General features: G+C 64.1%; 30 protein-coding genes. 9 read left to right on the top strand and 21 right to left on the bottom strand.

Going from position 1 to position 25,468, the window contains the following annotated elements; translation table 11 throughout:
• Positions 1-52: 52 nt before the first annotated feature.
• Together FJ867_RS00730 and FJ867_RS00725 are read right to left on the bottom strand one after the other, a co-directional pair.
• On the bottom strand, positions 53-1,012 hold the full coding sequence (locus FJ867_RS00730; protein WP_140493369.1) for an SDR family oxidoreductase: 960 nt from the start codon (positions 1,010-1,012) through the stop codon (positions 53-55).
• A 68-nt stretch (positions 1,013-1,080) separates the two neighbouring features.
• Positions 1,081-1,290, bottom strand: coding sequence for a DUF680 domain-containing protein (locus tag FJ867_RS00725; protein ID WP_140816259.1), 210 nt, complete (start codon positions 1,288-1,290; stop codon positions 1,081-1,083).
• A gap of 111 nt (positions 1,291-1,401) precedes the next feature.
• Between FJ867_RS00725 and FJ867_RS00720 the strand changes: the two genes are divergently transcribed.
• Positions 1,402-2,316, top strand: coding sequence for a LysR family transcriptional regulator (locus FJ867_RS00720; RefSeq protein ID WP_140816257.1), 915 nt, complete (start codon positions 1,402-1,404; stop codon positions 2,314-2,316).
• Here FJ867_RS00720 and FJ867_RS00715 read toward each other — a convergent pair.
• The 3 genes from FJ867_RS00715 to FJ867_RS00705 all read right to left on the bottom strand — a co-directional run bounded on the left by FJ867_RS00715 (position 2,274) and on the right by FJ867_RS00705 (position 4,700).
• On the bottom strand, positions 2,274-3,455 hold the full coding sequence (locus FJ867_RS00715; RefSeq protein WP_140685962.1) for an MFS transporter: 1,182 nt from the start codon (positions 3,453-3,455) through the stop codon (positions 2,274-2,276). The two genes, FJ867_RS00720 and FJ867_RS00715, sit on opposite strands and share 43 nt — an antisense overlap.
• A gap of 128 nt (positions 3,456-3,583) precedes the next feature.
• Positions 3,584-3,892, bottom strand: a complete 309-nt coding sequence (locus tag FJ867_RS00710; RefSeq protein WP_140493382.1) for a DUF1244 domain-containing protein — start codon at positions 3,890-3,892, stop codon at positions 3,584-3,586.
• Positions 3,893-3,902: 10 nt separating this feature from the next.
• Complete coding sequence (locus FJ867_RS00705) at positions 3,903-4,700, bottom strand: N-formylglutamate amidohydrolase (protein ID WP_140560813.1); 798 nt, start codon at positions 4,698-4,700, stop codon at positions 3,903-3,905.
• Positions 4,701-4,988: 288 nt separating this feature from the next.
• Between FJ867_RS00705 and FJ867_RS00700 the strand changes: the two genes are divergently transcribed.
• Together FJ867_RS00700 and pyk are read left to right on the top strand one after the other, a co-directional pair.
• Positions 4,989-5,435, top strand: a complete 447-nt coding sequence (locus FJ867_RS00700) for a DUF1036 domain-containing protein (protein ID WP_246671773.1) — start codon at positions 4,989-4,991, stop codon at positions 5,433-5,435.
• The gene (gene pyk, locus FJ867_RS00695; protein ID WP_140493391.1) at positions 5,432-6,865 is read left to right on the top strand and encodes a pyruvate kinase; all 1,434 of its coding nucleotides are present in this window, start codon (positions 5,432-5,434) and stop codon (positions 6,863-6,865) included. Before FJ867_RS00700 ends, pyk begins: the two co-directional genes overlap by 4 nt.
• A gap of 15 nt (positions 6,866-6,880) precedes the next feature.
• Here pyk and FJ867_RS00690 read toward each other — a convergent pair whose 3' ends face one another.
• The 14 genes from FJ867_RS00690 to FJ867_RS00625 all read right to left on the bottom strand — a co-directional run bounded on the left by FJ867_RS00690 (position 6,881) and on the right by FJ867_RS00625 (position 18,035).
• On the bottom strand, positions 6,881-7,345 hold the full coding sequence (locus FJ867_RS00690; protein WP_140517587.1) for a hypothetical protein: 465 nt from the start codon (positions 7,343-7,345) through the stop codon (positions 6,881-6,883).
• A 52-nt stretch (positions 7,346-7,397) separates the two neighbouring features.
• Complete coding sequence (locus tag FJ867_RS00685) at positions 7,398-8,465, bottom strand: alpha/beta hydrolase (protein ID WP_140816255.1); 1,068 nt, start codon at positions 8,463-8,465, stop codon at positions 7,398-7,400.
• A gap of 106 nt (positions 8,466-8,571) precedes the next feature.
• Positions 8,572-9,210 (bottom strand): hypothetical protein, encoded by a 639-nt coding sequence (locus FJ867_RS00680; RefSeq protein ID WP_140500468.1) that lies wholly within the window; start codon positions 9,208-9,210, stop codon positions 8,572-8,574.
• Between the two features lie 108 nt (positions 9,211-9,318).
• Positions 9,319-9,444 carry a type B 50S ribosomal protein L36 gene (gene ykgO / locus FJ867_RS00675; protein WP_125004464.1) on the bottom strand — a complete coding sequence of 42 codons (126 nt, stop codon included), beginning with the start codon at positions 9,442-9,444 and terminating at the stop codon, positions 9,319-9,321.
• A 274-nt stretch (positions 9,445-9,718) separates the two neighbouring features.
• The gene (locus tag FJ867_RS00670; protein ID WP_140816253.1) at positions 9,719-10,795 is read right to left on the bottom strand and encodes a 5-(carboxyamino)imidazole ribonucleotide synthase; all 1,077 of its coding nucleotides are present in this window, start codon (positions 10,793-10,795) and stop codon (positions 9,719-9,721) included.
• The gene (gene purE, locus FJ867_RS00665) at positions 10,792-11,289 is read right to left on the bottom strand and encodes a 5-(carboxyamino)imidazole ribonucleotide mutase (protein WP_140517590.1); all 498 of its coding nucleotides are present in this window, start codon (positions 11,287-11,289) and stop codon (positions 10,792-10,794) included. The genes FJ867_RS00670 and purE overlap by 4 nt, the downstream gene beginning before the upstream one ends.
• A gap of 94 nt (positions 11,290-11,383) precedes the next feature.
• On the bottom strand, positions 11,384-12,277 hold the full coding sequence (locus tag FJ867_RS00660) for an anti-sigma factor (protein ID WP_140816251.1): 894 nt from the start codon (positions 12,275-12,277) through the stop codon (positions 11,384-11,386).
• The gene (locus tag FJ867_RS00655; protein WP_140500476.1) at positions 12,274-12,813 is read right to left on the bottom strand and encodes a sigma-70 family RNA polymerase sigma factor; all 540 of its coding nucleotides are present in this window, start codon (positions 12,811-12,813) and stop codon (positions 12,274-12,276) included. The genes FJ867_RS00660 and FJ867_RS00655 overlap by 4 nt, the downstream gene beginning before the upstream one ends.
• A gap of 405 nt (positions 12,814-13,218) precedes the next feature.
• Positions 13,219-14,424: an aminotransferase class V-fold PLP-dependent enzyme gene (locus tag FJ867_RS00650; protein ID WP_140517592.1), complete on the bottom strand. Its 1,206-nt coding sequence runs from the start codon at positions 14,422-14,424 to the stop codon at positions 13,219-13,221.
• Between the two features lie 24 nt (positions 14,425-14,448).
• A complete protein-coding gene (locus FJ867_RS00645; protein WP_140517593.1) occupies positions 14,449-14,910 on the bottom strand; it encodes a RidA family protein in 462 nt (153 codons plus the stop codon).
• A gap of 38 nt (positions 14,911-14,948) precedes the next feature.
• Positions 14,949-15,743 carry an amino acid ABC transporter ATP-binding protein gene (locus FJ867_RS00640; RefSeq protein WP_140816249.1) on the bottom strand — a complete coding sequence of 265 codons (795 nt, stop codon included), beginning with the start codon at positions 15,741-15,743 and terminating at the stop codon, positions 14,949-14,951.
• A 2-nt stretch (positions 15,744-15,745) separates the two neighbouring features.
• Positions 15,746-16,396 (bottom strand): amino acid ABC transporter permease, encoded by a 651-nt coding sequence (locus FJ867_RS00635; protein ID WP_140500483.1) that lies wholly within the window; start codon positions 16,394-16,396, stop codon positions 15,746-15,748.
• A 1-nt stretch (position 16,397) separates the two neighbouring features.
• On the bottom strand, positions 16,398-17,063 hold the full coding sequence (locus FJ867_RS00630; RefSeq protein WP_140500485.1) for an amino acid ABC transporter permease: 666 nt from the start codon (positions 17,061-17,063) through the stop codon (positions 16,398-16,400).
• 90 nt (positions 17,064-17,153) lie between these two features.
• Positions 17,154-18,035: a transporter substrate-binding domain-containing protein gene (locus FJ867_RS00625; RefSeq protein ID WP_140500486.1), complete on the bottom strand. Its 882-nt coding sequence runs from the start codon at positions 18,033-18,035 to the stop codon at positions 17,154-17,156.
• A 129-nt stretch (positions 18,036-18,164) separates the two neighbouring features.
• Between FJ867_RS00625 and FJ867_RS00620 the strand changes: the two genes are divergently transcribed.
• Positions 18,165-18,959: an IclR family transcriptional regulator gene (locus FJ867_RS00620; RefSeq protein ID WP_140558863.1), complete on the top strand. Its 795-nt coding sequence runs from the start codon at positions 18,165-18,167 to the stop codon at positions 18,957-18,959.
• A 2-nt stretch (positions 18,960-18,961) separates the two neighbouring features.
• Here the strand turns inward: FJ867_RS00620 and FJ867_RS00615 are convergent, their stop codons facing one another.
• Entirely contained in the window at positions 18,962-19,165 is a 204-nt protein-coding gene (locus FJ867_RS00615) for a YdcH family protein (RefSeq protein ID WP_140500489.1), read from the bottom strand.
• 240 nt (positions 19,166-19,405) lie between these two features.
• Between FJ867_RS00615 and FJ867_RS00610 the strand changes: the two genes are divergently transcribed.
• From FJ867_RS00610 to FJ867_RS28920, 5 genes are all read left to right on the top strand, one after another.
• Positions 19,406-19,585 (top strand): YdcH family protein, encoded by a 180-nt coding sequence (locus FJ867_RS00610; protein WP_097571999.1) that lies wholly within the window; start codon positions 19,406-19,408, stop codon positions 19,583-19,585.
• A gap of 557 nt (positions 19,586-20,142) precedes the next feature.
• Positions 20,143-21,393: a flavodoxin-dependent (E)-4-hydroxy-3-methylbut-2-enyl-diphosphate synthase gene (gene ispG / locus FJ867_RS00605; protein WP_140517596.1), complete on the top strand. Its 1,251-nt coding sequence runs from the start codon at positions 20,143-20,145 to the stop codon at positions 21,391-21,393.
• A gap of 5 nt (positions 21,394-21,398) precedes the next feature.
• The gene (locus FJ867_RS00600) at positions 21,399-22,247 is read left to right on the top strand and encodes a lytic transglycosylase domain-containing protein (protein WP_140517597.1); all 849 of its coding nucleotides are present in this window, start codon (positions 21,399-21,401) and stop codon (positions 22,245-22,247) included.
• 63 nt (positions 22,248-22,310) lie between these two features.
• Positions 22,311-23,030 carry a Stf0 family sulfotransferase gene (locus tag FJ867_RS00595; RefSeq protein WP_246674984.1) on the top strand — a complete coding sequence of 240 codons (720 nt, stop codon included), beginning with the start codon at positions 22,311-22,313 and terminating at the stop codon, positions 23,028-23,030.
• Positions 22,988-23,122: a Stf0 family sulfotransferase gene (locus FJ867_RS28920; protein ID WP_246674983.1), complete on the top strand. Its 135-nt coding sequence runs from the start codon at positions 22,988-22,990 to the stop codon at positions 23,120-23,122. The genes FJ867_RS00595 and FJ867_RS28920 overlap by 43 nt, the downstream gene beginning before the upstream one ends.
• Here the strand turns inward: FJ867_RS28920 and FJ867_RS00590 are convergent, their stop codons facing one another.
• The gene (locus FJ867_RS00590) at positions 23,123-25,462 is read right to left on the bottom strand and encodes a response regulator (RefSeq protein WP_140685958.1); all 2,340 of its coding nucleotides are present in this window, start codon (positions 25,460-25,462) and stop codon (positions 23,123-23,125) included.
• Positions 25,463-25,468 lie beyond the last annotated feature (6 nt).

Genomic DNA, 25,468 nt, shown 5'->3' with positions numbered 1-25,468 from the left:
CAACGATTTGCGGCCGAGCCCGCCGTTCCCGTCTTTTCGGCACGCTCGGCAATCACGCTGCTTGGTGCCAGGCCGGCGCGACGGCGACGCCGATATCCTGCAAGGCTTCGTGCACCGCCTGGTTCAGAGGGGTGTGCGGGATTTCACCGATGATCTCGTTCAGCCGCGCCGAGGCCAGCCGGTGCGCTTCGAAGCGCAGATAGGACATCGAGACGATCTCGCGCCACATCGCCACGAACGGGCTGCCGGCGCGCAGCACCCACCAGGGCATGAAGCTGAGTTTCAGCTTGCGTCCGAGCGCCTTTTCGGCGGCCGTCTTGATCTCGATGTCGGTGACGGCATGGCCCGGAAAATTCAGCGCCTCGTAAGAGCCGAGCTTGTCGAGGTTGCGTGTCAGCGCGACGAAACCGACAGCGAAATCCGGCAGATAGGCCCATTCATGCACCAGATCGGCCGGGCCGGGCGCAGTGTAGATGCCCTTGCTCATCTTGGCGGCCACGACGAGGTCGAACCAGGAGCCGTTGCCGGTGCCGCCGAAGAAATCGCCGGCGCGCAGAATGATCGTGCGCACCCGACCCGCCTCAGCTTCACGGCGGAACAGCGCCTCCATGGCGCAGCGGATCCGCCCTTTCTCGGTTGTCGGGTGGAACGGCGTGTCTTCCGTGATCACCGCCGGCATCGGCGAGCCATAATTGTAGATGGTGCCGGGGAAGAGATGCAGCGTGCCGTTGGCGCGGCAGGCGGCCATGACATTCTCGGCCATCGGCAGGCACTTGCCCCAGTCGGTGTAGATCGGGTTCAGACCGTTGAAAATGATGTCGACGCCCTGCGTGGCGCGGATCAGAGACTCGCCGTCCAGCGCATCGCCGGCGACGGCCGTCGCGCCTGCAAGCTCAGCCGGCACCTTGCCGGTGCGGGTGATGGCGCGGACATCATAGCCCGCATCGATGAAGGCCTTGGCGACCACGCGGCCGAGCCGGCCATTGGCGCCGAGGATTGCAATCTTGGTCATTCTTCGTCTCCTGTTTGCTTTTAAGCGACGGGACAAGCCCGCCGACTTGGGGATATCTCGACGTCTGTTCAGCGGTTGCCGAAGAGGTCGCGATTGCTGCCCTGGACGACCGGCTTCCGGATGATCGCATCCGACTTCTCGATCGAGGTGGTGATCGCCTTATCGGTGCTGGCGACAGGCGTCTGGCTGGCATTGTTCGAGCCGAACTTGGCGCTGCTTGCGAAAGCGGCGCCGGCGGCGATGAGGAGGGCAGCGGCGGTGAGTGCGATCCTGGTCATTTGAGTTACTCCTGATTGGTTTGGTGCGTATCGATGTTTGCAGGCCGAATATGATTGCCTCATCAACGAATTGAAATTGACCATGCGTGCAGTTCTGATAGTCAGTTTTGAATGACGGATATCGACTGGAACCTGATCAAGAGCTTCGTCACGGTCGCTGAGACCGGCAGCCTGTCGGCCGCGGCGAGAAAGCTGTCGGCAAGTCAGCCGACGCTTGGCCGCCACATCTCGGAACTAGAACAGGCGCTCGGCGTCATCCTTTTCCGGCGCGGGCGAAGCGGCTACGCGCTGACGGAAGCCGGGGCCACTCTGTTAGAGCGCGGCAAGGCGGTGAGCGAGCAGGCGAGCGCTTTTTCACGGCTGGCGCTGGGTTCGGTCGAAGCGATCGAAGGGACGGTGCGCATCGCCGCCAGCGAGGTGGTGGCGGCCTATGTGCTGCCCGACATGATGGCGCGGCTCGGCATCGAGGAGCCCGGCATCGAGGTCGAGATCGTCGCTTCCAACCAGGTCGAGAACCTGCTGCGCCGGGATGCCGACATCGCCATCCGCATGGTCAAGCCGACACAGAACGAGTTGGTGGCGCGCAAGGTCTGCGATATCGCGCTCTGCGCCTGTGCTTCCCTAGCCTATCTCGACCGGTGCGGCCACCCGCGCGAGCCGGCCGACCTGCTCGACCACGCGCTGATCGGCTTCGACCGGAGCGACGAGATGATCCGAGGCTTTACGCATTTCGGCATACCGGTCACCCGGAACAGTTTTCGCTTCCGGGCCGACAACCAGATCGTGCTTTGGGAGGCGGTGCGGGCGGGAAACGGCATCGGCCTCGGCCAGGAGCCGCTGGCCGAGCGGGACCCCCTGGTGGAGAAGGTGCTGCCGGGCCTGCCGCTGCCCAGCTTGCCGGTGTGGCTGGCCATGCATCGCGACGTGCGCACCAGCGTGCGCATCCGACGCGTGGCGGATTTCCTCCACGAGGAACTGAAACGCTATTCGGCCGGCGCCGCGTCGGGAGCGAATTCGGCGCGGTGAGCCAATCCGGCCATCAGCAGGACGACGATCAGCAGGCCCGACATGGCGATGAAGATCGGGCCGAAGCTGGAATGCTCGGCGACAAAGCCGATCGCGGAGGGCGCCACGAGGATGCCGGAATAGCCCATAGTGGTGACCACGCTCATGCCGGTGCCCGACGACATGCCTTCCTGGTTGCCGCCGGCCGAAAAGATGATCGGCACCATATTGGCGATGCCGAAGCCGCACAGAGCGAAGGCGGAGATGGCAAGCCACGGTGAGGGCGACAGGCCTGCGATCAGCATGCCGGCGGCAGCGATGATCGCCGAACCGCGCAACGTCGTCACGGCCCCGAAACGATTGCGCACGCCATCGCCGAAGAAACGCATGATCGCCATGACGCCGGAAAAGGCGGCATAGGCGAGGCCGGCAATGGCGAGATCGGCGCCAAGTTCCTGCCTGAGATAAAGCGCTGCCCAGTCGAGTACGGCGCCTTCAGAGACCATCGTCAGCAGCGCCATCAGGCCCACGAGGTAGACCAGCGGGTTTCCCGGCAAGGTGAATTTATGATGCTCGGCAGCCTGCGGCCTGCCCTCGGCGACGATATAGGGCACCGCCGCCGCGATCGCCGCTAAGGCAAGCGCCGTCACGACCGCGGCGTGGGCGAGGTGGCCGTAGTTCTGGATGGCAAAGCCGCCAAGGGCACCGCCGGCGAAACCGCCGAGGCTCCAGAAGCCATGCGAGGAGGACATGATCGCGCGCGACAGCCGCCGCTCGACCACCACCGCATTGGCGTTCATGGCGACATCCATGCCGCCGATGGAGCCGCCAAAGATGAACATGGCGACGGCAGCCAGCGGCACGTTGGGCGCCAGCGCCACGACCAGCAGGCCGAGGCTGCCGCAGAGGCCAAACCAGCGCAGCACGGTGCGCGAGCCGTGTTTCGAAATCAGGTGACCGCACCAGGTCATGGCGGTGACGGCGCCGGCGCCGAACAGCAGGATCAAAAGCCCCAGAGTGAACTTGGAAATGTCCAGGCGGGTCAGGAACACCGGGATCTGCGGCGCCCAGCTGCCGGTCAGGAAGCCGTTGGCGAGGAAGATGGCCGCCACGGCCCAGCGGCCGCGAATGGCGGTCTGCATTGCATTCGACGCGTTCATAGGCGAATCCGGTCAGAAAGTGGCTTTGCGCGGCAAATTAGATCGATTCAATTTTCAGTCAAGCGCTGCGCTCGGGAAGCATTTGGGCCAAACGAACGCCTAGGCTAATCGAGGACGTGAGAGACCACCTAGTGGTCTCTGGGTCGCCTGGCCTCGAATTCGGCCTTCTTGGCGTCGGAGGTTTCGGTCTGGTGCAGCGCCTGCCATTGCGCGTAAGGCATGCCGTAGACGATCTCGCGCGACTGGTCCTTGCTGAGATCGACGCCTTCGGCTTCCGCGGCCTCGCGATACCAGTTCGACAGGCAGTTGCGGCAGAAGCCGGCGAGGTTCATCAAATCGATGTTCTGCACGTCGCCACGCTCACGCAGATGCGCCACCAGCCGGCGAAAGGCGGCGGCCTCGAAGTCGCGTTTCTGTTCGTCGCTGAGTTCGGTCATCGAAACCTCCTCATAACGGCCCGGTGCGCGAGCCGAACATCTTCACTTGGTGTATATCGGGACGGCGATCGATCGCGTCAACGATCGGCGCCAGACGCTCAGCCCACGAAAGCGCATCCCCGCCGGTCGCGATCAGGTCCTGGCGGATTTCGATCAGCGCGTGGGCATAGCCGTTGACGATGGCGTGCCTGAACATGGTGTCGCCCCGCAGCGCGCCGTCATAGGGCTCGTTGTCGCCGACAACGAGGTTTTTGTCAGCGGCCAGCATGTCGATCAGCGGCCGCGCCACGCGGTCGTCGCGGTCCCACAGCACGCCGACATGCCACGGCCGCGGTCTGCTCTGCATGACCGGCGTGAAGGAATGCACGGAGAAGATGAAGGGTGCCTTGCCGGAAGCCTGCGCGACCGAGGCGATCATGGCGCCGACGGCGTCGTGATAGGGCCGGTAGAAGCGGTCAAGCCGCCTTTCGCGCTCCTCCGGGGCGAGGGGATAGTTTCCTGTCACGACGGTGCCGTCATAGAGCTGACGGATCAGCGTCGGATCATCCTCACCACGATTGGGATCGATCAGCAGCCGCGAAAAATTGGCGAGCACCGCTGGCACGTCGAGCAACGCAGCGAGTTCGCGCGTCACCGCCTCGACGCCGATGTCATAGGCGATGTGGCGGTCGAACGCCGCCGCCGGCAGGCCAAGGCTGCCATAGTCTTCAGGCAGGTCGCGGCGGGCATGGTCGGCCAACAGCACCATGCCCCGCTTGCGGTCGCCCTCGACGACATCGAAAGGCGCGAAAACTGTGGATCGGGTCATTGGCGGGAAATGGTCTGTTCGCTGGCTTCCGGGGAGGATGCTATCGTCTTTCCACGAAGACGACGCGGGCGCAATGCCGTTGTTTGGCCAAGGTTTCCGCTGAAATCTGGCAAGGGGCGACGGATCGCGCGCCGGGAGCCTTCTTAAATCGATTGGAATTGGACAAAACGGCGCGTTGACATGCGCCCGGACTTTTCCGAAAAGGGGCGCAGAGAGATGCTGATGTGGTTCTTGAGGGGTTTCAGGATGAGTTCCGCGGGCGGGCGGCGCGTGCGCTTCGCCTTCGCCATGCCGCTCCTGCCGCTCGCCGTGGGTTTGTCCGCGATGGTTGCGGCCTCGCCCGCCCGCGCTGATTTCCGCGTCTGCAACGCGACGCAAAACCTGGTCGGCGTCGGCATCGGCTATCGTGCCAAGGCCGGCTGGATCACCGAGGGCTGGTGGCACATCGAAGGATCGAGTTGCAAGACGCTGATCGAAGGGCCGCTGTCATCAAGGTTTTACTATCTTTATGCAGAAGACGCCGAACGCGGCGGACGCTGGGACGGCCCGATCAACATGTGCGTGGCTGAAAAAGAGTTCAAGATCGCCGGCGTCACCGATTGCGTCGCCCGGGGCTTCCAGCGCGCCGGATTCCAGGAATACGACACGGGCGAGCAGGCAAGCTGGATGGTCCAGCTAACCGACGACCCCGCAACGGGAGGCGCGCCAGCCGCCCCGGGAACAAACAGTCAATGAGACGCAGCCGCAAGGTCAAGATCCTAGCCACCATCGGTCCGGCCTCCTCTTCCGAGGAAATGCTGAAGAAGCTGTTCGAAGCGGGCGCCGATGTGTTCCGTATCAACATGAGCCATACCGATCACGAGTTGATGCGCACGCTCGTCGGACGCATCCGCGCCGTCGAGGAGACGGTCGGAAGGCCGATCGGCATCCTTGCCGACCTGCAAGGACCCAAGCTGCGCGTCGGCAAGTTCGCCAACGGCAAGGAGGTGCTGACCGTCGGCCAGACCTTCACGCTCGACGACAATCCCGAGCCCGGCACCGCGGCCAGGGTCTATCTGCCGCATCCCGAAATCCTGAGTTCGGTCGAGGCCGGTCACCGGCTGCTGATCGACGACGGAAAGCTGGAGCTGAAAGCGGTGAAGGCCAATGGCAAGGCGATCGTCTGCACCGTCGTTGCCGGCACGACGATTTCCGACAGAAAGGGCGTCAGCCTGCCCGATACCGACCTGCCGGTCGGCGCGCTGACCGAGAAGGACCGCAGGGATCTCGACGCGGTGCTCGCCACCGGCGTCGACTGGATAGCGCTGTCCTTCGTGCAGCGGCCGGAGGACCTGGCCGAAGCGCGCAAGATCGCACGCGGCCGGGCGCTGATCATGGCCAAGATCGAGAAGCCGCAGGCGGTTGCCCGTCTGGCCGAAATCATTGAACTCTCAGACGCGCTGATGGTCGCGCGCGGCGATCTCGGCGTCGAGATGCCGCTGGAAGCCGTGCCCGGGATCCAGAAGCAGATCACGCGCGCAGCGCGCCGCGCCGGCAAGCCGGTGGTGGTCGCCACGCAGATGCTGGAATCGATGATCACCGCGCCCGTGCCGACCCGCGCGGAAGTCTCCGACGTTTCGATCGCCGTCTTCGAAGGCGCCGACGCCATCATGCTTTCGGCCGAATCGGCCGCGGGCGCCTATCCGGTGGAAGCGGTGGCGATGATGAACCGCATCGCCACCAAGGTGGAAACCGATCCGACCTATGCAGGCATCATCAACGCCCAGCGTTCCGAGCCTGAAGCAACCGGCGCCGATGCGATCTCGCTGGCGGCCCGCGAAATCGCCGAGACGCTGAAACTGTCGGCGATCATCACCTACACGGCTTCCGGCACCACGGGCCTGCGCGCCGCGCGCGAGCGCCCGCAGGTGCCGATCGTGGCCCTGTCGCCGATCGTCAACACGGCGCGGCGGCTGTCGCTGCTGTGGGGCACGCACTGCGTCGTCTCCCCCGATGCCACCGATCTCGACGACATGGTCGATCGCGCCTGCCGCATCGCGCTTGAAGAGGAATTCGGCAAGCCCGGCGACCGCGTCATCATCACCGCCGGCGTGCCGCTAAGGACGCCCGGTTCGACCAATATGCTGCGCATCGCCTATGTCGGTTCGGACTTGGGCACCCGATAAGCCCGCCCCAGGGCTTCACCGCGTTGCGATCTTGAGAGCTCTTGTTGCCGCTGCGGCGTGGTCAATGCGCTGAAGGAAGCGACGCGCGCGGGGTATGGGATCTTGCAGATATTGATCCGGTCCCCGCATCTTTCGCCGATTAAGTTCGGCAGTGTCGAGCAGATCGAAATCGACCTTTTCCAGCGTGCAGTGCCAGTCGGCGCTATGCGAAGCCCATCCTCGTTTGTGGTGTTCCAGAAGCCGTTCGCGGCTGGAATAGCCATGGTGGTCGAAGGCGATCACGCCGTTGGTCACATAGATATGGTTTCCGTAGTGGTTCCCGCTTGGAATGATCCGCTCGCCGTAAAATCCGTCCAGGGGAGGATAGCTGAGAAAGACGCCCGCAAGGATGGGGCAGGCGCCGTAACCGAAGAAGATGCGGTCCGGCAGCGCCCAGAATTTTTCGGGATTTTTCTTTATGCCGTGTTTCAGGACGTACATGCCGCTCTGGCCCCGATACCGTTTTTCGACGACCGTTGTCGGAAGACGCACATCAGGTCGGCGCCAACTCCGCTTCGGGTTCCTTGAGGTCGGCGCATTTTCCGGCGCCATAGGCATCGCCGGCGATCCGCGCTTCCACCGCCCTTGCCATCGCCTCCAGATCCACGCTCCTGCCGGCGGCCTTCTCGATAGCGCCAACGACCAGATCAGACGCGATCCAGTCCGGCTTGTGGCCGAGATTGCGCACCCAGACCAGTTCGGCGCCGGCAATGTTGCGCTCGAGGCCGACCGAATGGATATGGGCGTAGACGACCTTGTCTCGATTGCCCGAGATGACCACGGTCGGCGCCTTGATCTCGGCGTAGCGCGGCGCGGCCCCAAGCGCATAGCGGTAGAGGCCGGCGACATCGCTGGCATTTGCGCGGAAGGCCGACGGTCTCAGCACCAGCGGGATCGAGGCCTCGGCGACATAATTGTCCGGCACTTTGTTGGGCGAGAAGACGCAGGTCGTAGCGTCGGCGATCCGCAGCATTCCTGCCGGATAGCTCAGCGTTTCGGAGAACAGCCGGCCGATCACCGGAATGGTGGTCAGGTCGTAGTACCAGGCGGTTGCGCCGCCGGGCCACGGATGGGTTGCCGGTGCCAGGAATACCAGCCCGAGCGTCTTGTCGGCATGCTCGCGGCCGAAGGCGGTCGTCACCGCGCCACCGAAGGAATGGCCGACGATGATAGCCTGCTTCATGCCGAGATGGTCCATCAGCGCGGCGACGGTGTCGGCCTGCGACCACGGATCCTCGTTGTTGCCGGGCCCGCGTCCCGACCAACCGAATCCCGGCCGGTCGAAGAACAGCAATTCGGCGCGCCCTTCGAGCAACGGCCTGAGCGGCAGCATCTGATCCCTGAGATTGGCGCTGGCGCCGTGGATGAAGACAACAGGCGGCAGGTCGGCCTTGGCGTGGCCAGGAACGTGGACATAATGGATGCGCGCGCCATCGATGTCGATGAATTCGCCGACGGCCGGGTTGCGGCGCTCGATCAGCCAGGAGCCGACGCGGGTGATGCCGACAAAGCCAAAGACGAGCGCCAGAAGGAAGGCGAAGACGGCATAGAGCAGGTTCATGTGGGATATACGAGAGGGAGTAGGGGAGTAGGGGAGTAGGGCAAGTATTTCCGGGCGATCTCTTTCCTACTGCCTTACTGCCCTATTTCCCTACTGCCTTAAAATATCAAATGCCTTCGCCGGCGAGCTCTTCCGAAAGCGTGCCGACCTGGTCCTGGGCGCTGCGCAGCATCGGATAGATGGCAAGGACCTTCTGCCAGGCCTCGAGCGCCGATTGCTTGCGTCCGGTCACGGTCATGATCTGTGCCAGGCCCGACAGCGCGCCGAAATGGCGTGGTTCGAGTTGCAACGTATGGTCGATGTCGGACATCGACTTGCCGTAGTTCTTCATCATGAAATGCACCGTGGCGCGCCGGTTCCAGCCCTCGGCATAGGCCGGCTGCAAGGTGACCACCTGGTCGAGGAAATCGAGCGCTACGTCGAATTTCTGGTTCTCGAGCGCCTTCTGCGACCATTGCATCATCAGGTCGATCGAGGCGCTGCCCGACTGGGACCATTCGCTCCAGATGATGCCGGCGATACGCTCTGCCGCCTTTTCGTTGCGCTCGCGCTTGAGATCGGCAAACAGCTTGTCGAGGCGGGCTTCCCTGTTCATTGCGGGAGGCGCGGCTTGCGGCACTGGCTGGGCATCCGGAGGCGCCGGCTCCGGGGCCGCTTGCACGACCGCCCGATCATCGGCCCGCGCCGGCAACGAGATGGCGCTGCAAAAGAGAAGGACCGTCAAAAATGCAAAAAGAATCCGCATCGCCCGAATCTAGTCGCGGGCGGCGGAACGTCAAACTGATTTTAGCGTGAACGGCCGGCGGACCGACGATAAACACCAACTGCGGAGGCAAAAGCCTCGCGACGAAGCTCAGCCCTGGCGCGCCTTATAGCGGGGGGCGGTCTTGTTGATGATGTAGACGCGGCCCTTGCGGCGAACCAGACGGTTGTCGCGATGACGCGCCTTCAGCGCCTTGAGCGAATTCTTGATCTTCATGGTCTTGCCTGTCGGTGTGGACCCGGTCCGGGTCGAAATTTTAAGGCGCGCCAGAAGACGCGCCTTTGAACTGTCGGTGGCTCATAAACGAGGAGCCTTGTCCGTGTCAACCGCAAGCATGCCCGGTAGCGGAGATGAATGCCCGGTGTCGTCAAATATCCGCAATCGGCCAATGGCTCGGCACCGGCTGGTATGATGTGGTGGTCGCCACGTGACTTGAGAACGCCATGCGCCGAGTTTTCCTGCCCGGTAGCTCGCGGCGTCGAGATTGCCGTCACGCGCGGCGGTTGATCCGGGTGAAATGGCCCATCTTGCGGCCGGGCCGCGCTGCGGCCTTGCCGTAGAGATGCAGCATCAGGTCGGGCTCCGCCAGCAATTCCGGAACGCGCGAGATATTGTCGCCGATCAGGTTCTCCATCACGCAGTCGGAATGGTGTCGCGGGTCGCCGAGCGGCAGGCCGGCCACGGCGCGGATATGCTGCTCGAACTGCGAAACGGTGCAGGCGGCTTCCGTCCAGTGGCCTGAATTGTGGACGCGCGGCGCGATCTCGTTGGCCAGCAGCGAGCCATCGGCCAGCACGAAGAACTCGACGCCGATGACGCCGACATAGTCGAGCGCCGACAGGATCTTCACCGCCGCTGTCCGGGCCGCCTCGGCTGTCCGGGGCGCGATCGCGGCCGGCACGGTCGATGTGTGGAGAATGCCGTTGCGGTGGACGTTCTCGGCCGGATCGTAGGCGGCGACGACGCCATCGATGCCGCGCGCGGCGATGACGGAGACTTCGCGCTCAAAGGAAACGAAGGCCTCGAGGACCAGCGGCACGCTGCCCATGGCCTCGCAGGTGCCGGCGAAGCCGCCGGCTTGCATGTCACGGAAGACGCGCTGGCCCTTGCCGTCATAGCCCATGCGCCGCGTCTTCAATATGCCGCTGCCGCCAAAGGATTTCAGCGCTGCGGTCAGCTCGCCGTCATTGTCGACCGCGCGGAAATCCGCCGTGGCAATGCCGATGCCGTTGAGAAATGTCTTTTCGGTCACCCGGTCCTGCGCCACATCAAGCGCGCGCGCAGGTGGATAGACCGGCACCTTTGCGGCGAGCGCCTCGGCGGCGGCAACCGGAACGTTCTCGAATTCATAGGTGACGACGGCACTTGCCTCGGCCAATTCGGCAAGCGCGGCGGGGTCATCGTAGGCGGCCGTGACCTGACGGTTGGCGACCTGTGCCGCGGGGCAATCCGGCTGCGGCTCCAGCACCACGGTGCGGTAGCCGAGGCGAGCGGCCGCCATTGCCAGCATGCGGCCGAGCTGGCCGCCGCCGATGATGCCGATGGTCGATCCGGCGGGCAGGCTCATTGCGTGTCCGTGGGTTCGGCCGCGACCTTGGCGGTCTGTGAGGCGCGCCAGGCATCGAGCCGCCCGGCAAGCTTGTCGTCGTTGAGCGCCAGCACGGCGGCAGCCAATAGGGCTGCATTGGCAGCACCGGCCTTGCCGATGGCCAGCGTCCCCACCGGAATGCCGGCCGGCATCTGGACGATGGACAGCAGCGAATCCTGTCCCGACAGGGCTTTGGATTCCACCGGCACGCCGAACACCGGCAGCGGTGTCATCGCCGCCGTCATGCCGGGCAGGTGCGCCGCACCGCCCGCACCGGCGATGATGACCTTGTAGCCGGCGGCCTTGGCGCCCTTGGCGAAGGCATAGAGCCGGTCGGGGGTGCGGTGCGCCGAGACGATCAGCCGTTTGTGCGGGATGCCAAGCGCCTCCAGTGTCTCGGCGGCATGGCGCATGGTCGCCCAGTCGGACTGGCTGCCCATGATAATGGCGACGTCGGCGCGTTGATCGTCCAAGCTTCTGCTCCCGGCGACAAAGGCGCGCCTTAGCGGAATTCGGCGGCGGCGGCAAGGATGCGGGGCATTGCCGGTGTCCGGCCGGGAAATCGGCCTATGCCGCAGCCTTGCGGAAGCGGGCGACGAAATCGTCGAGTTCGGGCCGCTCCATGTCGGAGATCGCCCAGTAGGAGAAGGCGCCGTCGCTCCACTGCACCAGCGAAAAGCCGCCCGAGGAAAGATCGTCAGGCTCGCTGACCTTGCCGCCCTGCTGCGGTTCGGCGACCAGCGTGATCAGATGCTCGCGGTGGCGGTAGACAAGTGCCGGCACCGGGCGGCCGGAAATCACCTCGACCCGGCCGCCGATCAGCGCAAAACCGTCCTTGGCAAGATCCGGTGCCGGCGGCGACACGCCGATCCGGGCGTCGAGCCAGGGTTTTACCGTGTGGCGGTCCGACGAGACGATATCGATCGGGCTGGCGGCAAGCAGGCTGCGGCGATGGCCGCTGGCGACCGCCGCGGCGAAGCTGTCGGACGCGCCGTTGACCATCACCCATTGCGTTGCCCCGCTGGCCAGCACCGCGCTGATCATGATCGAGGCGGCAAGAGCGCGCCAGTCGAACGAACCGAAGCGGCGCGCTCGACTTGGCGACAGCCGCGTATCGGCGTTTCGCCTCTGGCCTCCCCCGCCCGGGGCAAGCACCCCTGGGAGCACCTGCGAGCCCTGCTGCGGCTTGGCCGTTCCGCCTGCCGGCTGTGCGGTGGGCGCGGCGCCAATGGCCGCGATGCGCGCGCGAAAGGCGTCGCCGACATCTGGGTGCGGCAGGCGGCTGACCGCGCCCCGCAAGGCCACGATGCGGGCATGCTCCGAGGCAAGCCGCGGATCGGCCGCAATGCGCCGCTCCACCGCAAGCGCGGCCGCTGCATCAAGTTCGCCATCGACGAGGGCGTGGATCATCAGCCTGATGCCTTCCGGATCATTGGGCAGTCCATCGTCATGCATGGTCATGGCGCTCTCCCCAGGTCAGACATAAGCAGGCTCCGCGCGCGAGCCAGCCTGGACATCACCGTGCCCATCGGCACGCCGAGCATGGCCGCTATCTCGCGATAGCTGAGGCCGCTGATGTCGCGCAGCACAAGCGTCTCGCGAAACGGCTGCGGCAGGGCTGCTATCGCCGTTTCAAGCGCCACCGTGTCGGCCTTGGCGATCAGGCTTGCCTCCGGACCATATTCGTCCGGCACGCTGATGCCGTGTGCCGCCGCCATCTCGTCGAGATCGCCGAGATCACCGACGGCCAACATGCCGCGCGGCCGGTTGCGCGACATCCAGGTATAGGCGGTGTTGCGCACGATGGTCAGCAGCCAGGCGCGGGCATTGCCGCCGGCATAGCCTGATATGCCCGCATGCGCCTTTATGCAGGCGTCCTGCACGACGTCCTCGGCATCGGCGCCATTGCCGGTCAACCAGCGGGCAAGCGCCAGCGCGTCACCGAGATGAGGCAGCACCACCTCGCTGAAGCGCTCGGCTCCGGCCTTCTCGCTCAAAGCAGCACCATCCGATACTCCACGAGGAACAGGCCGTGCGCTTTCAAGCAATACCGGCGGTCTCGCCCCGCCCGTGCGGGCGAAACCCTCGGCAACAGGCAAAGCCGCCTGCCGTGGCGAAAGTGAATTCATCTGCGTCACCAGTGTCAAGCGCAATGGGAAAGCCGTGCATCATGGGAGAGAGGCCGGTTGAGGTCATGCGCTCCAGCACATGGCGGCCGCCGACGCCGCGGCCATGTTCGCTGTCGTGTTCATGATGACGGACATGCGGATCTCCTCAACGCCTGTAGCGGCCTATGTCGAGGAGACCCGTTGCGGCCGAGATTTATTCCCGCCGCGTACGCATCCGGCTGTTCACGGTTACGTGATCAGCCGGTGCTTTGGGTTCGTTGGTCCGCTTGGCGCTCAATCCGGCCAGCGCAAGGCGCCGGAAGAGTCCTTGCGAGCAATCTTCATGGCGTCGGCGGGCCGGTCCTTCGCGGTTAACAGGGCGCGCAGCCGTTCGGCGACGCTCTCCGCCTCTCCGGGATGAAGATTGCAGGGGTCGAGGAAGAAATGGCCGCGTTCGACCTCGTGATTGCGCACGATGATGGGCGGCGATCCACCGGCAAGCGCCGAGGCTAGGCCGGCAGCGGTGAAGCGGCTTTCCGGCAGCACGAAGACCTGCAGGCGGTCGAGCGGGTTGGAGGTCGGGTCGGGAATGATCTCCGCGCCAATGCCCGGGATACCCTGCAGAGCATCCTTCCAAAGGTTGAGGGCGGCCTCTTCGCGCCGGCGGATGCCGGCGTGGTCGCGCTTCTCCCAGGCTTCGAGCGCTGCCATGGTGCCGGCGATACTTTCCTTCCCGACCTTCATGGCGCGGGCGACGCCGCGGTTCTGCAGATAGGCGGCGCGCACCAGATCCTTGCGTCCGGTGACGATGCCGCTGGTCGGGCCGCTCAGGAATTTGTGGCCGCTGTAGATGACGATGTCGGCACCGCGCGCCAGGAAGCCGCGCAGGTCATATTCGGAAGCCGCGTCGACGATCACCGGCACGCCCCTGGCGTGGCAGATTTCACAGAACTCCTCCAGCGACAGCATGCCGTATTGTACGGTGTGATGCGCGACGACATAGAGCCCTGCCGCCGTGCGGTCGTTGATCGCGTCTCGCACATGATAGTCCTGCGTGACGCTGACCGTGCCGGCGGGCACCACCTTGGCGCCGGCAACGCGGACCGACTGGTCGATCGGGGCACCGTAGTTGACGATGTGGCCAAGCTGGATGATCACCTCCGACTTGAGGTCGCCGGTGTCGTCCGGCAGGCGTTCGATGGCGAGCAGGTTGGTTTCCGTCATCGCGCCGGCGATCGCCATGGTGATGCCGCTGGCACAGCAGGCGGTGATGAAGCCGGCCTCGCCACCGGTGAGGCGCGCGACGACGGCGCTTGCGGCGCGCTGCAGATCGTCCATTTCCACCCATTGCGATGCCATTTCAGACATGGCGCTGATCGCTTCAGGCACGATGATCGACGCGCCGAGCGCCGTCATCGTGCCGGAGACGTTGATGATCGGGCGAAGGCCGAGCCGTTCGCGGATCGTGGTGTTGGAGCCGGTGTCTGAATATGTTTTCATGTGAGCAATCCCGTGGATGACAGATCAGGCAGCGATCTCGACGACCGCTTCGATTTCGACGGTGATGTTTCCCGGCAAGGAGCCGACGCCGATCGCCGAGCGGGCATGCCCGCCGATCGTGGCGAAAACGTCGGCGAAAAGATCGGAGCAGCCATTCACCACTTTGGGGTGGTCGCTGAAGGTCGGCGTGGCGTTGACGAAGCCGAGCAGCTTGACGACGCGCACGATGCGGCCGAGATCGCCGGCGGCAGCATGCATGACGGCAAGCAGGTTGAGGCCGGTGAGGCGGGCATGCTGATAAGCCTCCTCCACCGTCACATCCTCGCCCACCTTCCCGGTGCAGAGCGAGCCGTCGGCCCGAAGCGGTCCCTGGCCGGACAGGAAGATCAGCCGGCCGCTCTCGGCATGGGTAACGAAGTTGGCGATGGGCGTCGGCGGCTCGGGCAATGTGAGGCCGAGTTCGGTGAGCCTGGTGTAAGGCGTCATGGAAGAAGGCTCCTTGGGATGGTGTCAACCATCCAATGTCAGAAATGCGAGGCGCGGAAGCGCGCCAGGAAATTGCGCAGACGCTCATTCTCGGCGTCTGCTGCGAGAATCTCCTTCGGCGGGCCGACCGCGCCGACGCCGCCATCGGCCATGAAGACGATGCGGCTCGAGGCGTCGCGGGCAAAGGCCATCTCATGCGTGACCATCACCATCGTCATGCCGTCCTCGGCGAGGCTGCGCACCACTTCAAGCACCTCGCCGACGAGTTCCGGATCGAGGGCGGAGGTTATCTCGTCGAGCAGCAGGATTTTCGGCCCCATGGCCACGGCGCGCGCAATTCCGACGCGCTGCTGCTGGCCGCCGGAGAGCTCCGCCGGCAAGCTGTCGGCCTTATGGGCAAGACCGACGCGGCCGAGCCAGTGTTCGGCAATCGTGCGCGCCTCCACGGTGCTTTTGCCGCGCACCTTGGTGAGGCCGAGCATGATGTTGCCGGCGGCGGTGAGATGCGGAAACAGGTTGAAGCTCTGGAACACCATGCCGGTCTCGGCGCGCATCGCGGCAAGGTCGCGTTCGCTGCGGCGCCGGCGGGCTCCGGTTTCTCGGAAGCCGACCTCCTTGCCGTCGATGCGGATGGACCCGCTGTCATAGCTCTCCAGGAAGTTGACGCAGCGCAGCAGCGTGGTCTTGCCGCTGCCCGAGGGCCCGATGACCGTCACCACCTCGCCGCGCGCCACGCGCAGGCTGACCGAGCGCAGGACCTGGACGGCGCCAAAGGATTTGGACACATCGCGGATGTCGAGAAGGGCCGGGGCATCGTTCGAGCTTGTGGACATTGCTATTCCCGGATGAAGGAGAAACGCCGCTCCAGCCGCCTGCTGGCAAGCGAAAGCGCATAGTTGACGGCGAAGTAGATGAGGGCGCCAAGGATGTAGAGCGGCATGGCCTCATAGGTGCGGCCGATGACCTGGTTGATGGCCTGCATGAGATCGGTGATGCCGAGCAGCGAGACCAGCGCGCTGCCCTTGACCGCGTCGGTGACGCCATTGATCCAGGGCGGCAGGAAACGCCTGAACGCTTGCGGAAAGATGACATGGGCCAGCCGCTGGCGGAAGGTCAGGCCGATCGCCATTGCCGCCTCCGATTGTCCCTTCGGGATGGAGCCGACGGCGCCCCGGAGATATTCGACGACCTGGGCTGTCTTGAACAAGGTCAGCGCCAGCACGGCAGCCCAGAAGGACGGCAGGTGAAGCCCGACGGCCGGCATCCCGTAGTAGACGAAGAAGATGAGCACCAGGATCGGTATGCCGCGAATAGTGTCGCTGAAGATGCGCACCGCCCAGCGCGCCGGCGCCGGGCCATAGACCAGGCCGACGCCAAGGACGACACCGGCGACGAGCGAGAACGTCACGACCAGCAGCGACACCCAAAGCGTCAGCGCAAAACCCTGAGCCAGGAAAGGCAAGGCGTAGGCGATCTGGCCAAGCATGCTAGTGCACCACCTTGAACCAGCGTTCGACGAGCCGGAGCGCGTAAAGCAGGGCGTAGCCGGTCAGCAGATACATCGCCGTCACGACGAGATAGACCTCGACGATGCGGAAGGTGTTGAAGTTGATCCATTGCGCGCCGAAGGTCAGTTCGGGCACCGAGATGACCGAAGCGACGGAGGTGTCCTTGAACAGCGATATGAAAGTGTTGGAAAGCGCCGGCAGCGTGATGCGCAGCATGGTCGGCAGGCGCACATGGAGCAGCCTTTGCCAGGGCGTCAGGCCGATCGCCTTGCCGGCGTCTAGCTGGCCGCGCGGCACCGCTTCGAGACCGGAGCGGAACACCTCGACCAGATAGGCGCCGCTGTAGAGCGCCAGCGTGGCGACGAACGAGGTTTGCGCGCTGTAGGCGATGTCGACCACGGTCGGCAGACCGTAGAAGACGAGATAGACGAGCAGGATCAGCGGCACGTTTCGGATGAATTCGACATAGGCGGCAATGATGCCGCGCACCATGCGTCCGGCCGACACGTACCAGACCGCCAGGACCAGGCCGATGACGATGCCGATGGCGATCGAGATGACGGCGAGCTCCAGGCTGAGCAGCAGACCGCCCCACAGCTTGTCGAAATGCCGCCAGATCAGGTTGAAATTGAGCGCATAACCCATGCGTCGGCCTCAGTGCTCCCGATGTGACGCAAGGCTGGCCGCGTCGCCAGGAAAAAAGGCGGAAGGGTCGGCGCCCTTCCGCCGATGACGTCAGATAACCGGGAAGCCGGGGTGGCGCGCCGGCGGCTCCTGCCCGAAATAGTCCTTGAACGCGGCGTCATAGAGCGCCGTTTCATGGCCGAACATGGCGATGGTGAAGGTCTGGTTGACGAAGGTCAGCCAATCGAGATCGCCTTGCCGGAGCGCCGCGCCATAAAGCATCGAGTACCAGCTCTTGCCGGCATCGAAGTATTTGTCCGGATTGCGCGAGGCGAGCCAGCGCACGGTGGAGAGGTCGACGGCAGCGGCATCGGCACGCTTGGATTCCAATGCCTGCAGCACGTTGGCCTGTGTATCGATCTGCATCACCTGCGCCTCCGGCAAGGCAAAATGCACCGAAGATTCGGCGTCGACATTCTGCAGGATGGAAACGCGCGTCGCGGAGCCTGCGGCAAGCAGCTTGTCGAAGGTCTTGTTCTCGGCGCCGGGCAAAGTCAGCAAGGCGACGCCCTCGACGTAGTAAGGCCTGGAGAAGTTGATCAGCTGCGAGCGCTGCGCGGTCATGGTCATGAACTGGATGGTGATGTCGACCTTGTTCGTCGTCACGTTCGGAATGCGCTGCGCCGGGTCCTGCATGACGAACTCGACCTTGGCCGGGTCATCGAACAAGCCCTTTGCCAGGATCCGCCCCATGGTGATGTCCATGCCGACGAGTTCGCCGGCATCGTTCTCGAAATGCCATGGCGCATTGGTGCTTCCGGTGCCGACAATCAATTTGCCGCGCTCCAGCACGGTGCGTAGCAGGCTATCGGGCGCAGCCTGCGCCGCCGCCTTCTGGACGTCGACCGTTGCCGCCGCGCTCATGACGCCGGCCGTTGCCAGTCCGGCCATACCCAGTTTCAGAAAATCACGCCTTTTGGATGTGTCGTCCACAGCGACCTCCTTTCGTGTTGTGTTCCCCTACGCACAGGCAATACGCGCACCCGGATCGTTACAGAAATTGTCTCTTACAAGGGACGAGTGTATCCTGTACAAGACAGATACTAACATCAGGGATCGACAATGCAAGATGGCAGCGCCTTGGCGGTCTCAGCGGACGCAAAGATTTCGGTCTCTCGGGAGAAGGGCCTCAACCGGGTGCTCCAGATTCTGGAGTTCCTTCATTCGACGCAGCGCGCCATCGGTATCGGCGACCTCGCCAAGGGGGTCAACGCGCCGCGTTCGACCACCTACACACTGGTGCGATCGCTGGTCGATGCGGGCCTCCTGGAGATGGCCGGCGACGGCAACCGCGTCTATTTCGGTAAGAAGCTCTATCTCTATGGAATGGATTATGTGCGCGGCAACGACCTCTTGAGGCGAGGACGCCAGGAGGTCGACAACCTGTCGCGCGAGACCGGTGAGACCTCCGAACTGTGCATGCTGCAGAGCGGCCGCTACACGATCGTCCACTCGAGCCCGGGCACCCGGCCGTTCCGCATCAGCTCCGCCACCGGATTGCAGATTCCGCTGCCCTGGACCGCGTCAGGCAGGCTGCTGCTCGCCGGCCTCGAACAGGCCCGGATCGAAGCCATGATATCGGAAGACGACCTTATGCTGCCCGATGGCCGCAGATTGCGGCTGGACGATTTCATCGCCGACATAGCGACGGCGCGAGCCACCGGCTATTGCATCACTTCGGGGCTCGTCGACGCCTATACGAAATGCCTCGCCGCGCCGGTGTTTTCAGCACCCGGCACCGTCGAGGCGACGATGTGCCTAGTGGTGCCCATCGACACATCGCAGGAGAAGACAGGCGAACTCCTGGCCCTGTTGCGCGAACGCGCGGCGCGGCTTTCGATCGCGGCCTGGACCTGAAGTCAGGCGATGATGTCCGGGATGATCCTGTCTTCCAGCTTCATCAGCCGATCCTTCAGCGCAAGCTTCTTCTTCTTCATGCGCTGGATCTGCAGCGGGTCGCAGTTCATGGCGATCATCGCATTGATCGCGGCGTCGAAATCGGCGTGTTCCTGCTTCAGCCGGGAAAATTCGAGGCGAATATCGGCCTGTTCCTGATCGGACATTCTCTACCGTCTGCACGTCTGCGGCGCCCAAAGCTGGGCCTGATTGGGCGGGGGGTGGCACTCTCTGCCACCGGCGCGCAGCCCATATCACATTTCACGTTGTCGTGGAATGCTACCACGGATCATTCGACATCGCTGCGCGAAGGTGGCACACTGTCATTGTGCCGTCACAGAGCGAGCCTGCGGTGGACGCGCCTTTGGCGGCTGCAATCGAGGAAATCATGAAAGGGAGAACCAATCATGTCTCTTGCATCCCATCTTGATGAGTTGCAGCGGAAACACGGCGACATCGAACGCGAGCTCGATGACGCGATGAATCACCCGTCGGTGGACGACCTGGAAATCGTGAATCTCAAGCGACGCAAGCTGGCAATCAAGGACGAGATTGAAAAACTGAGGGCCAAACCCACGACGCATTGATGCCCCACTGACATAACCGCTCACCATTCGGGTCTTTCCTGCCGGCGGCAATTGCCGCCGGACTGGTGGTTTTGATCTTCGATTTCAGGTCGACCATCACAGATATTCGTACCAGGCAGAGGCCTTCCGACTTCCTAGTCCCAGGACGAGTAGGGGCGAAGCTCGTCGCGGCTCCCCTTTACCATAACTGACCGAAGAGTGCAGCGGAGCAGAATTCCGCCTTGCCGCGGCGCTCTGAGGTCAGGGCTTGGATTCTGGGACTGCGCTGCGTCGCTCTTCTCCTTGCTCCTCCCCGAAATGACGGACTCGTTCCGGGAAAGACAAAGCGATGGGGCCTGCCAATCGCCAGGTAGCCGATTGGCCGACGCAAGCGAGCGATAAAAGTCGGGCGCCGAGCAACCGGCGGCGGCATCGATTGCGGCCAGTGGCGACCTGTCGCCATTGACAAGCCATCTTTGCTCCTCCACCTCATGCCCGGACTTCAGCGCATCGGCCCGGAGCGCGCTCTTGTGCGTCCAAGTGGACGCGCGGCGCTCCAGAGATTAAAGGCTGCCGGCATGACCGGATATTATTCCTTTCCCTTCCCGCGCCGCACCTCGGTTGGCGTCGATGTGGGCGGCGTGGTGGTTGGCGGCGGTGCTCCCGTCGTCGTGCAGTCGATGACCAATACGGATACTGCCGATGTCGACCAGACGGTCGCCCAGGTCGCGGCGCTGCATCGCGCCGGCTCCGAGATCGTGCGCATCACCGTAGACCGCGATGAAAGCGCCGCCGCCGTGCCGCGCATCCGGGAGCGGCTGGCGCGGCTCGGTATCAACGTGCCCATCGTCGGCGACTTCCACTATATTGGTCACAAGCTCCTGGCCGATCATCCGGCCTGCGCCGAGGCGCTGGCCAAATACCGCATCAATCCCGGCAATGTCGGCTTCAAGGACAAGAAGGACCGGCAGTTCGCGGCAATCGTCGAGATGGCGATCAAACATGACAAGCCGGTGCGCATCGGCGTCAACTGGGGCTCGCTCGACCAGGAACTCCTGACCCGGCTGATGGACGACAACCAGGCCCGCGGCTTTCCGTTGACCGCACAGCAAGTGACGCGCGAGGCGATCGTGCAGTCGGCGATCCTCTCGGCCGAGATGGCCGAGGAGATCGGCCTTGGCCGCGACAAGATCATCCTCTCGGCCAAGGTCAGCGGCGTGCAGGACCTGATAGCCGTTTACACCGAGCTCGCCAGCCGTTCCGACCATGCGCTGCATCTCGGCCTCACCGAAGCCGGCATGGGCTCGAAAGGCATCGTCGCCTCATCCGCCGCCATGGGCATCCTGTTGCAGCAAGGCATCGGCGACACCATCCGCATATCGCTGACGCCGGAGCCGAACGGCGATCGCACGCGCGAGGTGCAGGTGTCGCAGGAATTGCTGCAGACCATGGGCTTCAGGCAATTCGTGCCGATCGTCGCCGCTTGCCCCGGCTGCGGCCGCACAACCTCGACCGTGTTCCAGGAACTGGCCCAGAACATCCAGGCCGATCTCAGGAAGAACATGCCGGCGTGGCGTGAGAAATACCCAGGGGTCGAGAACCTCAAGGTCGCCGTGATGGGCTGCATCGTCAACGGCCCGGGCGAGTCCAAACATGCCGATATCGGCATTTCGCTGCCAGGCACCGGCGAGACGCCGACGGCGCCCGTTTTCGTCGACGGCAAGAAGGCGGCGACGCTGCGCGGACCGTCGATCGCGCAGGATTTCGAAAAGATGGTCGCCGACTATATCGAACAACGATTTGGTCGCGGCAAGGCCGCGGCAGAGTAGGTCGAATGCTGCGCTTCCTCCCGGTGGCGCTGATCCTGCTGTGCGGGTGGCCCACCTTGGCCCAGGCCGATCCGCCGCAATCGGCCAAGCAGCGGCTGATCGACAAGGTCTGCAACCTGATCCAGGCCCATGCCGACCAGAACGGTCTGCCCAGGGATTTCTTCGCCCGGCTGATCTGGAAGGAAAGTCGGTTCGATCCCAACGCCGTCAGTCCGGTTGGCGCCGAAGGAATCGCCCAGTTCATGCCGGGGACCGCCAAGATGCGCGGGCTCGCCAATTCCTTCGACATCAACCAGGCGATCCCGGCCTCGGCGAAATACCTCGCCGAGATGAAGACCAGCTATGGCAATCTCGGCCTGGCGGCCGCCGCCTACAATGCCGGCGAAAACCGGGTCTCGCGCTGGCTGGGCTCGGGCGGCTTCCTGCCGATGGAAACCGAAAGCTATGTCTTCGACATTATGGGCGAGCCGGTCGATAAGTTCGCCGACCGCGCCTATGCCGGAAGCGTGCGACCGCTCGACGCGAAATCCGATTTCGTCGCGGCCTGCCGTAAGCTCCCGGTGATCATGTCGCGGACGGTGGCGATGGCTTCCATCAACATAAAGCCCTGGGGAATCCAGGTGGCCGGCAATTTCCGCCGCAGCGCCGCGATCAACCAGTGGCTCAGGGTGAGAGGCCGCTTCCCGGCCCTGCTAGGCGGGCATGATCCGGTGGTCAGCCGGGTGCGCACGCCGATCGGCCGGCGCGGCATCTACGCGGTCAGGATCGGGGTCGACGACCGTGCCGTCGCCGGCGCTATCTGCCAGAAATTGCAAAGTGTCGGCGGGGCATGCGTGGTGGTGCGCAACCGATAGCGGGTGTGTCGTTGCGGGTGAAGGGGCGATAAAATGACGGCCGCGGCTATAGGCGACCCTGGATTGGCCGGCATTGCCCTGCCTTCAACGAGCAATGAGGGCCGCAGGATGGTCGACGCATATGTTATCTGCGGCACGCCCAGGACCGGAAGCACTTTGCTGTGCAAGCTCCTGGCCTCCACGAAGGCGGCGGGCGATCCTCATTCGTTCTATCGGCGGCAGGACGTGCCCGAATGGGCCGAAGAGTGGGGGCTGCCCGGCCGCGACACGATGGGCGAACTCGAATTCAATGCCGCCTATCTCAATGCGGCCATCGCCGCCGGCAAGGGTGGGACCGGCATTTTCGGCCTGCGCCTGATGCGAGAGAATCTGGATGAGCTTTCAGCGATACTCGACCGGATTTTCCCGGGGCTTGTCTCGGATAAAGCTCGTTTCGAGAGGGCTTTTGGCCGTGTTCTCTATATACATCTGTCACGCGAGGACAAGCTTGCGCAGGCCGTATCGCTGGTCAAGGCGCAGCAAACCGGCCTTTGGCATGTCGCTCCCGATGGCACCGAACTGGAAAGGGTGGGACCTCCCGGAGAACCTCGATATGATTTCGGGCGGATCAAGGATGAGGTTGCCGGGCTCGATGGTTATGACACTGCCTGGAACATGTGGTTCGCGGAGCAAGAGGTAATCCCGCTGCGGATCGGCTATGAGCGCCTGTCGAGCGATCCGGTTGCAACGTTGGCGTCCGTTTGCGACGCCTTGGGGTTCAGGCACCGGATGCTGGGGATATAAGACCCGGCGTCGCAAGGCTTGCCGACGAGACAAGCCTCGACTGGATGCGCCGTTATCATCTGGATGCGGCGTCCGAGGCGTCGACGGTATAGCTATGCCGTCTTCGCCACCACCGTTTCGCTGAGCCAGGTGCCGATCTTGGCGCCGAGGCGGTCGGGTGAAACCGGCTTCGGCAGATAGTCGTCCATGCCGGCTTCGATGCACTTGTCGCGGTCGCCCTTCAGCGCATGCGCGGTGACGCCGATGATCGGAATGTGGCTGCCATCCGAGGCCTCCGTCGCCCGGATGGCGCGGGTCGCCTCGTAACCGTTCATCTCCGGCATGGAGACGTCCATCAGGATCAGCCTCGGGCGCAACGAGCGGTACATCTCGACCGCCGTGCGGCCGTTGCCGGCTATACGATAGCTCAAGCCCAACCCGTTGAGGATCTGGCCGAACACCAGCTGGTTCACCTCATTGTCCTCGGCGATGAGGATGTCGATCGGACCGTTCGGCGCGACCGTCGGCTCCGGCACGGGGACGGCCGGCATTGCCGGGCCGCGGATGACGGTAAAGGCGGGCGGCGCCGCCTGCGGCAGCGCCGGTACAGGTTCGCGAACGAACTGCGCCCTGCCGACCTGCGAGCGGGCTTTCTGGACGACCGAGATGACGGTGCCGAGCAGGACCGCGGAGCGCGCCGGCTTGGTCAGGTGCGCGGCAATGCCGAAATCAATGATCATCTTGCCGAAATCGACCTGGTCGACCGAGGTCAAGAGCACGACCGGTATGGCCGACAGCCGGCTGTCGGCGGCAATGGCTTTCGCGACATCGGCGCCGTTCATACCGGGCATCTGGTAGTCGAGGATGATGCAATCGACGGCGGCTCCCAGCTGGCAGGCGCGGTCGAGGAAAGCCAGGCCGACCGCACCGCTTTCGGCGGCGGCGCAGTCGAAGCTCCAGCTCCTGAGCTGTTCGAGCAGGATCTCGCGGTTGACCGGATTGTCGTCGATGACCAGAACGCGGGCGCCGGTGACGTCGACCGGCACGATCTCGTCGCGAGCCTCGGCACGATGCACGGGCAGGGGCACCGCGAACCAGAATACGGAGCCGCGGCCGATCTCGCTCTCGACGCCAATCTTGCCGGCCATCAGGTCGACGAGGCGGGCGGCGATGGCGAGACCAAGGCCGGTGCCCTCGTGACGGCGGGTCGAGGAGCCGTCGACCTGGGCGAATTTTTCGAACACGTTCTGCAACTTTTCGGCCGGGATGCCAATGCCGGTGTCCTCGACGCGCAACTTAAGCTGGACGACGTCATTGACGGTTTCGCCGCCGACGTCGATCAGCACATGGCCCTTCTCGGTGAACTTCACCGCGTTGCCGAGCAGGTTGGTGACAATCTGGCGGAACCGCCCGGCGTCGCCGACGACGTACGCCGGCAGGCGCGGGTCGACGCGCACGATCAGTTCGAGGTTCTTTTCGGCGACATGGGCGGAGACGAGCGTGGCCACATCCTCGACCGCCTCGGCAAGGCGGAACGGCGCCGGGTCGAGCGTGAGCTGGCCGGCATTGATCTTGGAGAAATCGAGGATGTCGTTGATGATGGTGAGCAGCGCATTGCCGGATTTGACGATGACGTCGGTGAAGGTCTTCTGGCGCGCGGTCAGCTCGGTCTTGGCCAGCAGCTCGGCCATGCCGAGCACGCCGTTCATCGGCGTGCGGATTTCGTGGCTCATATTGGCGAGGAATTCCGATTTGGCGCGGTCGGCCGCCTCGGCCTTGAACAGCGACTCGGCGGATTCGGCGAAGGCGCGGCGGATGGCTTGCTCCATCGGCCGGAAGATCCAGAAAGCGGCGATGGAGAGCACCGCGAACAGCAATCCGCTCGCCCACAGCAGCAGCCGGTCACTGGAGGCGTCGGCCAAATGGCGCTCGTCGTCCATGGCGGTGCGGACGCGGACCAGCATCGGCTGGGCAAACAGGTCGTTCTGGTTGCGGATTTCGCGATAGCTCCACTCATCGACCTTCTGCGCCACCGACATCAGGTTGAAGTTTCGAATCATGTCGCGCGGAGACCAGAAAAGGTCGCCATTGACCGAAGCGGATTCGAGCTCGTTGATCGTCTTTGTCGACAGGCGTGGACGCAATGCGGCGATCTGGGTCGCAAGCGTCCCAATCTCGCTGGTCAGGCGTTCCGAATGGCCGCGCGCCGACGCGGTCAGCGCATCGCGCGTCTCCGCTCGCCAGGCGGTTCCCGTCGTCTCGGCGAAGCTGGTCGCGTTGCGCAGATCGCGGGTAAAGATGACAAGGTTGCTGCTCAGGGCATCGATCTGGTGGCGGAAGGAATTGACGCGATCAAGTGCGAGCAGGATCGCCAGCGAAGCCAACGCGAAGATCAGCAATCCTGAGAGATAACGGCTCCGGATGGACCGTATGAAGGAAGAATATTCCGGCATGCGCAA

The sequence above is a fragment of the Mesorhizobium sp. B2-5-3 genome, from assembly GCF_006441005.1.
Lineage (GTDB): Bacteria > Pseudomonadota > Alphaproteobacteria > Rhizobiales > Rhizobiaceae > Mesorhizobium.
Note: the sequence above shows the minus strand (reverse complement) of the source record. Positions and strands in the feature narration are given on the sequence as shown.